At 42.4% G+C, this 10,896-nt stretch carries 6 protein-coding genes; all 6 read left to right on the forward strand.

Annotated features, from left to right (window positions below):
* The first annotated feature begins 157 nt into the window (after positions 1-157).
* A complete protein-coding gene (locus tag C4S61_RS21145) occupies positions 158-5,707 on the forward strand; it encodes a DUF3320 domain-containing protein (protein WP_103926773.1) in 5,550 nt (1,849 codons plus the stop codon).
* A 10-nt stretch (positions 5,708-5,717) separates the two neighbouring features.
* The gene (locus C4S61_RS21150) at positions 5,718-6,992 is read left to right on the forward strand and encodes an exonuclease domain-containing protein (protein ID WP_103926774.1); all 1,275 of its coding nucleotides are present in this window, start codon (positions 5,718-5,720) and stop codon (positions 6,990-6,992) included.
* A gap of 147 nt (positions 6,993-7,139) precedes the next feature.
* The gene (locus tag C4S61_RS21155) at positions 7,140-8,036 is read left to right on the forward strand and encodes a hypothetical protein (protein ID WP_146064474.1); all 897 of its coding nucleotides are present in this window, start codon (positions 7,140-7,142) and stop codon (positions 8,034-8,036) included.
* 17 nt (positions 8,037-8,053) lie between these two features.
* Positions 8,054-8,401, forward strand: a complete 348-nt coding sequence (locus C4S61_RS21160) for an STAS domain-containing protein (RefSeq protein ID WP_103926776.1) — start codon at positions 8,054-8,056, stop codon at positions 8,399-8,401.
* A gap of 413 nt (positions 8,402-8,814) precedes the next feature.
* The gene (locus C4S61_RS22165; RefSeq protein ID WP_200820632.1) at positions 8,815-8,958 is read left to right on the forward strand and encodes a hypothetical protein; all 144 of its coding nucleotides are present in this window, start codon (positions 8,815-8,817) and stop codon (positions 8,956-8,958) included.
* A gap of 451 nt (positions 8,959-9,409) precedes the next feature.
* Positions 9,410-10,816, forward strand: coding sequence for a group II intron reverse transcriptase/maturase (gene ltrA / locus C4S61_RS21170; RefSeq protein WP_103926778.1), 1,407 nt, complete (start codon positions 9,410-9,412; stop codon positions 10,814-10,816).
* The last annotated feature ends 80 nt before the right edge of the window (positions 10,817-10,896 follow it).

Raw genomic sequence — 10,896 nt, forward strand, 5'->3', positions numbered from 1 at the left:
AGAAAACCCTACAGGGGGATCTGTTTCCAAATTACCCTTAAAACAATCCTTAATAAGGTGCAAATAGGATATTAGTGTACAATCAAAAATTATTTAGGACAGCATTGATCTCCGTGTAAAACTTCAGGGTAAATTCTTCGCCTCGCTCACAGAACGGATGCGAGGTACCTGGGAGATTAAGATCTTTCAAAATGATGAAGTATTGGGACAATGGGATTTTGAGCTGGAATTATTGGCATTTGATCAATGGTTAGGCCAGTCCCTAATCCCGGAACTCCTCACTGGATTTATCTTGCCAAACGTTCAAGAATTAGTCCCGGTGACAAAAAGTGCTGCGGAATATTTGAAGAGTTGGACTGACTCCTCTGCATTTGATGAATACCAAACAAAGAATCCAAATCGGGTAAAAACACAGATAGGAGCCATTTATGCAGCAATTAAAAATCTGAACATCATCTATCAGGGCGTGCCGGCCAGCTTTGGAAACCTTGGTCAGCGGGTAAGATTAGCAGATCAGGTACTTATTCAACGTCTGGGAAACTGCTTGGACATGTCTTTGCTTTTTGCCTCTGCCCTAGAAAACATAGGATTGAATCCAATCTTAGTTATGATTGAAGGTCATGTCTTCGTGGGATGTTGGCTTATTGATGATACCTTCCCTGATTCTGTAAATGACGATCCTTCATTGTTAACCAAGCGAATGGCATCGGGCATTCACGAAATTCTAATGCTGGAGGCCACCTGCTTGAATGAAGGGAATCCCGCCTCATTCGATAGTGCCATCGAGCGGTCTAGAGCCCATTTTTTAGACCTCAAAAAGTTCAACTATTTCATTGACGTCAAGAGGGCAAGGTTCTCTGGGATTTACCCTCTTCCTCAACGGAAAAACACAATGGGTGAAATTGAACTGGTTGAAGACAAAGCCTTCTTGACGGCCTTGGGACAACCCATTGCTCCCAAACTTCTGGAAAAAAGAACCCAGCTCGTTCATTCTCAAGAAAAGTTGGTATTTGGTAAACAACAGCTATGGGAGCGTAAGTTGCTCGATCTCAGTTTGAGAAATAACCTCTTAAACCTTAGACTGACTAGGTCATCGATCCAATTCATTGATGTGCCGATTGGCGACTTGGAAGATGCGCTGTTTGATGGGGCAGAATATCAGATTTTGCATAAACCAAAGGACTGGGACAACACCCTGAGAGATGAAGGTATTTATCAATCTTATTCTGAAAATTCCGCGCTGAATGATCTGGTGCTTAAAGAATTTTCTCAGAAACGATTACGGGTCTATTTGACAGAAGAGGAATTAAATTCACGTCTGACATTCCTGTATCGGAGTGCCCGTCATTCCCTCGAAGAAAATGGTGCAAATACCCTGTACCTTGCCATAGGTCTGCTTCGCTGGTACGAAAGTCCGCGAAGCGAGAAAGCAAGGTTCGCCCCTATTATTTTGATCCCTGTAGACCTGATCCGCAAATCTGTAAAGGTTGGCTATGTGCTGAAGGGTAGGGAAGAAGATGCTGTGTTAAACATCACTTTACTAGAAAAATTACGACAAGACTTTGGTGTAAGCATTACCGGATTGGATCCGCTACCACAGGATGAGTCAGGTGTAGACGTGATGGCGGTCTTTAATATCCTTCGTCAGGCAATCATGAATCAGCCTCGTTGGGATATAGAAGAACAGTTTTTCTTGGGAACGTTTTCATTCAGTAAGTTTATTCTTTGGAATGATATCCATAGCCATACAGATCAACTTCGGAAAAGCCCGATTGTCAATGGGCTTTTGGAAGGGAGACTTCAGGAAAACCTGGAAATATTGGATTTAGAAAACCTGGATCTCCACTATAAACCTTCGGATATCTTATTGCCAATTCCTGCCGACTCATCTCAACTCGAGGCGGTTTGTTCAGCAGTGGAAGGAAATAGCTTTATCCTCCATGGCCCTCCAGGTACAGGAAAATCACAAACCATCACCAATATTATCGCCAATGCACTTTACAGGGGCAAAAGAGTCCTATTCGTTGCAGAGAAGATGGCCGCTCTGACCGTGGTTTACAGCAGATTGAAGGCGATAGGACTTGATCCTTTTTGCCTGGAACTGCATTCCAATAAATCCAGAAAGGCAGAGGTCTTAAGTCAATTGAAAAGTGCTACGGAAGTGAGGAGGCGAAAGCCAAATTTTGATTTGGAACAGGAGTCTCAACGGCTCAATTCCCTTAAATCTGAGTTAGATGTCATCTATCAAAAATTGCATCAGGAGACCTTTCATGGAATTTCACTATTTGAGATTTTTTCCAAATATCTTCAATTGGAAAACTTTGAATCTCAGGTACAAATCCCCGATCAATTAATTTCAGAGCTTGAGAAAGCTAATTTCCCAATCTATGAGGATTTCCTTACCCAACTTTCCAAAGCTGCTGAGCTTGCAGATAATCCCTCTCCAGCGCATCCTTTCTACCAAGTCAAACTCCAATCTTACAGCGTTGAAACCCGGGAACAAATTCAAAAATCAGGACTGGAATTTATCGATCAGCGATCTAAGTATTTATCAGTTTTAATTCCAATAGTAGAGGAACTCGGCATCCAGAAAATAATCAGAGTAAAAGAGCGGGCTGAACTCGAAAAATTATTGGCTCTTTCTGTTGGGCTTTCTCAGCTTCCCCAACCGCTTTTTTCACATTCCGATCCCCAAGCTATGGTTGAAGAAATTCTTCCTTTAATTCAGAACGCTTCTTCAAATTTGGATACGTCGGAGAGGCTCCAAAAATCATTTGAAAATCAAATTCTCATTCTGGATGCAGAACTCCTACTAAGACAGTGGAAAATCAAAGAACAGGAGTGGTTTATTCCTCGATTCTTTGGGTTAAGAAAAATTAAACTTTTGGTTCAATCCTACCTCAAGCAAAAAGGGAAATTGGATGCAGCCGAAATCCCAAAAGTTCTCTCTGAAATTCAGGAATACCATATCAATAGCAAGGTATTGGAGAAAAAAAAAGCGGAGTTGGGTCAGCTTGGAATTGCAAAACAGCTGGAAAGTAAAAATCAAATCCATGAACTCCAATCAAAAATCCCTCAACTGCTAGAAAGTCACCAAGCATTGCATGGGCTTTATCAGACTGAGGATGAAATTAAATTAGCCAAAAGCCAGCTGCTAAAACTGATTTTATCGGGAGAGGAAGCATGGGCCAAAAAGGTAAATCAACTCCTTCTACTTTCAGAAAAAGAACAATCCTCAGCAAAGTTGCTTGAATCAAAGATGGGCACGCCAATCCCGCTTGAATTAAAGGCAGGGAGAGATTCAGGAAAAGTCAGGGCGGAAAATTGGCTTTCAAATATCGAAAATCTGAAGGAATGGCACAGTTGGACTGTGATCAAAGACCAAGCTGATGCCTACCACTTGAAAGGGCTTATTCAAAAAATAGAAGAGGTAGGGATTAACTCGGCTCATCTTAAACCCCTTATTTTGAAAGAGACTTACCGAAGAATGGCAAATCAGTACATGCGACTTCATCCTGAGTTAGGTGTTTTTTCAGGTCAGGCCTTCGAATCCAGAATCTCCGAATTCAGGAAATTGAATAGCCAGTTTGCCAAACTCACACGTGAGATTTTGTTTACCAAGCTTGCAGAAAGTATTCCCGATTTCTCAAGAGAAGGAGCCTCAAGTTCGGAAACAGGGATTCTTCAAAAAGCCATTCGAAATAACGGGAGAGGATTAAGTATCCGTCAGCTTTTTGTTCAGATCCCCAATCTCCTTCCTCGCATCAGCCCCTGTATGCTGATGAGCCCAATCTCAGTGGCTCAATACTTGGATATTCACAAGGAGCCTTTTGACCTGCTCATATTCGATGAAGCCTCTCAGATGCCGACCAGTGAGGCAGTAGGTGCTATGGCGCGGGCGAAGCAACTGATCATCGTTGGTGACCCCAAGCAGATGCCGCCGACCAACTTCTTTTCTTCAGTTCATATCGATGAGGAAGACCTAAATGAAGACTTGGAAAGTATTTTAGATGATTGTGAGGCATTAAGTGTGCCTTCCAAGCAATTAAAATGGCACTACCGATCCAAGCATGAAAGTCTGATCGCTTTCAGCAATGCCAAATACTACGAAAGCTCCCTTTTCACTTTTCCTTCTCCGGATGATCAGGAAAGCCGGGTGCGACTGGTAAAAATGAACGGGGTGTATGACAGAGGAAAAACAAGACAAAATCTAGTGGAAGCTAAGGCTATTGTGGAGGATTTGGTACGAAGAATACAGCTTCCCCTTCACCAGCGGAAAAGTGTAGGAGTGGTCACCTTTAGTTCGGTTCAGCAGACCCTTATTGAGGATCTCTTATTGGAAAAATTCCGCCAGAATCCACAACTGGAAGAAATGGCATTATCATTTGAAGAGCCCTATTTCATCAAAAATCTCGAAAATGTACAAGGTGACGAGCGGGATGTAATTCTGTTCTCAATATGCTATGGGCCTGATGAGAATGGACATATCGCGCTGAACTTTGGCCCATTAAATCGGGATGGGGGCTGGAGAAGATTGAATGTAGCTGTTTCCCGAGCACGCTACGAAATGGTGATTTATTCCTCGCTTACCGCTGATCAGATCGATCTTAACAGATCCAAAGCAGAAGGAATAGCAGGGATCAAATCATTTTTGGCGTTTGCCGAAAAAGGAAAGGGACTTTTGCCACAAAGTAAAAGAGCAACCGGAGCAGTTCAATCTCACGGCCTTGCCAAAGCAATTGGAGAGTTTTTGAAGTCTCACCACTATCAGGTTGAATTGGGAGTTGGGAGTTCCGGTTTCAAAATCGACCTAGCCATACTTCACCCTGAGGTCCCCAATAAATATCTTTTGGGGATTTTAATGGACAATAAATCCCACGCAAGTTCAAAGAGCTCCATTGATAGATTGTTGGTCCAGGAAGGAGTCTTGGAGTTGTTGGGATGGAAAATCATTAAAGTTTGGGCATTGGACTGGTGGGAATCCCCGGCTAAGGAAGGGGCAAGAATTTTAGCCAGAATTGAGCAAATCAAGTCGCTACCTGAAGAAGTGAAAGTAATTGAAGAGGAGATTGAAATGCAAGATTCCATCCTTGGGAATGACTTACCAAACGACCAAGCGAATCTGGAAGAAGATAGCGATCTGCTTACTCAAGTTTACCATAAAGCCCAGTTGGAAAAGACCTATACGGCTAATTCCGACGAGTTCCTTTCATACAGCTTTACCCAAAGGCAAATCCAACAAATTCAGGAAATCGTGGAGACAGAGGGGCCGATTCTTAAAAATTTACTGGGCAAAAGACTTTTGGAAGCATGGGGAATTGGAAGAATGGGAGGTAGGCTCCAGCGAAGATTTGATGAGCTTTTGGAAATGGCCAAGCTCAATCAGAATAAAGAATCAAATCAGGACCTGTGCTTTTGGAGAACAGAGCAATCTCCTGAAGAGTATTCAGATTTTCGAATTTTTGCACCCGATCAAACCAAACGCTCCATTGAAGAAATACCTGAAAAGGAACTGATCAACGGGCTGACCCACGTCCTCCAACAATTAATCAGTTTGCCTGAGGGGGACCTAATCCGGGAAGGAGCCAAAGAGTTTGGCTTTGCCCGGACAGGCAATCAGGTAAAAGATAGGCTTAGCCAATGCATCAAGCTAATGCTATCTAAAAATATTGCGGTTGAATCGGAGGGTAAGATCAAATTGAAGTAAAAACACGCCTATGAATCCTTCTTTAAACCTAGCTTTTATTGACTTTGAGACTACCGGTTTCTCTCCGAGAAAAGGGGATCGGATAGTGGAGGCTGCTGTGATTACCACAGACTGCAATGGTAATATTCTTAGTCAATTCGAGACTTTGGTGAACCCCTTGAGAGAAGTGACCGGTACAGAAATCCATCAACTTACCGCTGAAATGCTCGGTCAAGCACCCGGGTTTTCAGAGATTGCCGACGACCTGTTATTCCACCTGAAGGATAAAATTATCATAGGACATAACCTCTCCTTTGATCTTAAATTTTTGGAAGCGGAGTTGGAGCGTCATTATAAAAGACAATTTTTGTTTCAAGGGATGTGCACACTTCAACTCAGCAAATATTTGTTCCCAACGCTTCCTGTTCGACGTTTGGAAGCACTTTGTGAGTTTTTGGATGTGGAGCTTGGTAATGCGCATTGTGCCTTTTCAGATTGTCAGGCTACGGTTTCTTTGTTCTCTCGAATGCTTTCTCTGGCTAATGGTCAACCGGACTTTGTCTGGGATCGAATTATAGCCGAGCCATGTTCTTTGGATTTTGATCCTTATCCAAGGGGGATATTTATTAATAGAAATCAGGCATTGGAAAAATCAAGTTTCAAAAAGTCCCAGCTTAGAGATTTCATCAAAAGGCTTCCTTCAGATCCGACTAAAGAAGTCTCCGAACTTCAGTACTTGAATTTATTGGATGAAGTTTTGGCAGATAGACTCCTTACGGATGCGGAACTCGAGAGCTTGAAAGACATGATTTTGGTGGAAGGATTTGCTCAGAATCAGGTGAAGAGTATTCATGAGGACTACTTGCGAAAGCTTTGCAGAATATATTGGATAGATCATGATTTGTCTCAGGCAGAATATATGGATTTGAAAGTCGTATCCGAAATGCTGGGAATCGAAGAGCAGATCTTGGATGCAATTATTCTTGAAGAGGAAATCAAATCGAAGGCAGAGCAACTTTCTGATCCTCCAGAAAGAGGGTTTGAAATGCTTATCGATAAAACAATATGCTTTACCGGTGCACTCAATGCGACACTAAACGGAGCCCCGATAGATCGAAGCTTTGCACAAAAAATAGCAATAGAACACGGAATGGTGATTAAAAGCGGTGTAAGCAAGGGACTGGATTACCTGGTGACAGCCGATCCGAATTCACTTTCCGGCAAATCCCTGAAGGCTAGAGATTATGGAATTAAAATCATAGCCGAACCCGTTTTCTGGTCTTGGGTGAATTTCAAGGTAGATTAAGGATGGAAATTGATTAGCTGCTTAATTGAAATGGTCTCTACGTTGGTAAAAAAAATTATAGTTAAAGTAACCGGCAGATAGAAAAAATGAGCAAGAAAGAATGGTAAATTCAATTAATAGCTTCGTTTATTTTAATACCTTCTAATTTTGGAAAACCAAGAATTAACTTCCCAAGCCTACTGCCCTCATTTTGAATGGAATATACAAATTGGGATGCAATTGCTTCACTTGAATATCTCGATAAGAAGGTTTGATAGTAGATTGAAAACGGTGGATTTTAGTAAGATGAACTTTACCCCACCGTTATTAGCGGTTCATTATGCGTCTCTTCTTTCTGAATTTCCCCAAATTCTGAACGTTGAAGGGATTGGCTCATATTTAGATACAGTTAAATTTCCTAGCTGTCTATCCCCAGCAAATGGAGATAATTGGGAATCAATTTTGGATTCCTACTTGCACAAGACCTTTATTCCTATTATTAAGTTTAGCACTAATCCGACAGGTGACCATCCTTCAATTAGGGAGAAACTCCTGTCTCATGTCTTTTCTGCAATTCGGAGAATTACTCGATTACCTACCAATTACTTTACTGCCATCTCATATTTGCTCTCAGAGTTAACGGATAATATTGTGGAGCATTCGAAACATGAGTTCGGCTATCTTGCGTTTCAATATTATAGAGATAATGGCTTTATGGATATTTGCTTAGCGGATAGGGGATTAGGATTGCTTGGCTCTTACCAAGATTACACAGGAGACAAGGATTTTAGCCATATAACTGACCATCGAACAGCGGTAGATTCCGCCGTTAAGGGTAGATCCACTAAGCATTTGGCAGAAGATCGGGGTTTTGGAATTGCAACTTCAAGAAAGATCTTGACCCAAGGACTAGGAGGCAGTTTTGTTTATTTAACAGGTAATGCCTTGTTAATCAATGAAGAATTATCCAATTTTGGCATTGATTCCAAAGGAGCAATTATTTTAGTAAGAATCCCAGTAAGTAATTTTCGGAAAGACTTTAAGTGGTCTGATTTTGTGGAATAATCGTAAATCAAATCGTGATGGAAACAATTAAGCATATAGATTTCAAAGGACTCGATTCAATTAAGTCCAGAGATGCTGTACGTTCCTATTTCCAATTTACGGAAGAGGTGAAGACTGTGAATGTGGATTTTGCAAAAATTCAATTCCTCTCCCGTTCAGCAACTCATGAATTATTAATAATTCAAAATAACCTTTCTTCCAAAGGTGTGGATATCACATTTCTCAATTTAACGCCCGAGGTAAATGAGATGCTAGAGATCGTCGAAAAATCTATCGGTAAAGAAAAACAGGCAGGTTTTCGCTTTGTAAAATGGCTCAATTTTCAAAATGAGAAAGAATATCAAGAATACCTTCTTCAGTTTTAGCCTGAAAATTTGGTAAGTCTGTAAAAGCGCAATCGAAAGAACTGCGCTTTTTTTTGTTCAAAAGTAATTCGCCATTTTTCAAAATGGATAATCAAGAAGTATCCAATTTCACTCGAGCTCGATTTCAAAAACTCGAAACGCAGCAAAGCCAGAGGAACCTGACCATTATTACCTCCTAAGGCAAACTTTGAAGAAAGCCTGTAGTAACTACTGAGATAAGCTGAATTGTGAAGGCTTACAGGGGAGATCTAACTGAATAGCTAATTTCCAGCGATTCAAAAACCAAACTCTTTAAATTTTATTGAATTTCAGACAGTTACTGTCTTGCTTCTGTATTTGAAATACAGATTGGTGTTATTCTTTACTTAACTTTAATCGAATCTAAAAGATATGTTTCACTAAATCAATCACACATGGAAACTAGAAACAGATTAAAGCCAGGACCAAAAAGAATCGCTGATTCCACTGGAAAACCGGACAGACGACAGCGGGACAACAAAGACACTCCCGGGAACACCCCTTCGCTTAAACCACCCAAGCGTGGGTCAGGGAAGTGAGAAAACAGTGAAAAATACCCAGTACTGGGTATTTTTTAGTGTGTGCCCGGCATGGGCGATAACTCTAGGGTGAAAGTCCCGAACACGCTTGGCAGTAGGGAGTGTTAGCTTAAGACAAGGGTGTCCATCGTGAGGTGGAATCTGAAGGAAGTTGGCGGCAAAGTCCTGGCCTGACGAACAGAAACTGCATACAAGGCCAAAGGAGGCTGGATAAGGTTGCACTACAAACCGAAGTCCTATACTGTCCGGAGCCTTCGGGGTAAATGCAGCAGGTTGATGGGATGAAAGTTATCGTTCTTACCCGGGGAGGCCTCATGGACATGTTGAAACGGAGTATGAGACATGGAGTAAAGCTTGTCATGAGGAGTCAGCCGAAGCCATAGTACCTGATTACGGCTATATCGGGGAAGGGCTGAACTTTAAGGAGTGAGCAGTGAATGAATGTTACCAGATGAAAGGTAGAGAGCAGAAAATCTTGGAAGAAAAGACCTGCCTGCAGAAGAATAGGACGGAATCCGAAGGCTATGTAGGAGGGCAGACTTTCATGTGGATAACTGAAAACAACCTCACGGAGAATAACCGATTAGGATATGGACTGTTGGAGTTCATTCTATCACCTTCGAACCTGAATGCAGCTTACCTACAGGTTAAGCGGAACAAAGGGGCAGGAGGTGTTGACAAGATGGAAGTCGAATCCCTCAAGGATTATCTTGTCAGCCATAAAGATGAACTGATAACAGCTATACTGCGGGGTAAGTACCGTCCCAATCCAGTTCGCAGAGTAGAGATACCCAAGGACAATGGGCAGAAACGGCAGTTGGGCATCCCGACGGTAGTGGATAGGGTAGTTCAACAAGCCATTGCCCAAATACTCCTACCGCTCTATGAACCTCAATTTAGCGATCATAGCTACGGGTTCAGGCCAAAGCGCAACGCGCATCAGGCATTAAAGAAGTGTAGGGATTACATCACAGCAGGTTATGGCTATGCAGTCGACTTGGACTTGGAAAAGTTCTTCGACAAGGTAAACCACAGCAAACTGATAGAAGTACTCTCACGCACAATCAAAGATGGAAGGGTTGTATCCTTGATCCATCGATACCTGAACGCAGGCGTGCAGGTGGGAGCCAACTTCAAAGCCAGCGAAATGGGTGTACCACAAGGGGGTCCACTGAGTCCCTTGCTGAGTAACATTATGCTCAATGAACTGGACAGGGAGTTGGAGTGTAGAGGGCACAAGTTTGTGCGCTACGCAGATGACATGGTCATACTGTGTAGGAGCAAACGGGGTGCAGAGCGGATAATGGAGTCGATTATCCGATTCATAGAGGGAAAATTGTTTCTAAAAGTGAACAGGGACAAAAGCCAAACAGCCCCGATATCCGAGGTAAAATTCTTGGGTTACTCCTTTTACAAAACGAAAGGGGAAGGGCGACTGCGGGTACACCCGAAGAGTGTATCAAAGATGAAAGCAAAGATTAAGGAGCTGACATCACGTAGCAATGGCTGGGGCAACGACCGCAGGAAGGAAACACTCCGCCAGTACATTACTGGTTGGGTTAACTACTTCAAGCTGGCAGATATGAGAAGGTTGCTGCTGGGAATAGACGAATGGTACAGAAGGCGAATCAGGATGGTTACTTGGAAACAATGGAAACGTATAAGTACCAAACTGATGAATCTTATCAAGCTCGGAGTGAAGAAATCCAAGGCTTGGGAGTGGGCAAATACTAGGAAGGGATACTGGCACATCGCCAAAAGCTTTATTCTAAATACCACCATTACCACGGATAGAAATAGGCAAGCAGGCTATTTATTCTTGTCAGACCACTACCAAAAGGTTATGATCAAAACTTAAGGAACCGCCCTGTACCGAACGGTACGCAGGGTGGTGTGAGAGGACAGATAGGGAACTAATCCCTATCTTCCTACTCGATT

It is taken from the genome of Algoriphagus boritolerans DSM 17298 = JCM 18970, from assembly GCF_900108085.1.
Lineage (GTDB): Bacteria > Bacteroidota > Bacteroidia > Cytophagales > Cyclobacteriaceae > Algoriphagus > Algoriphagus boritolerans.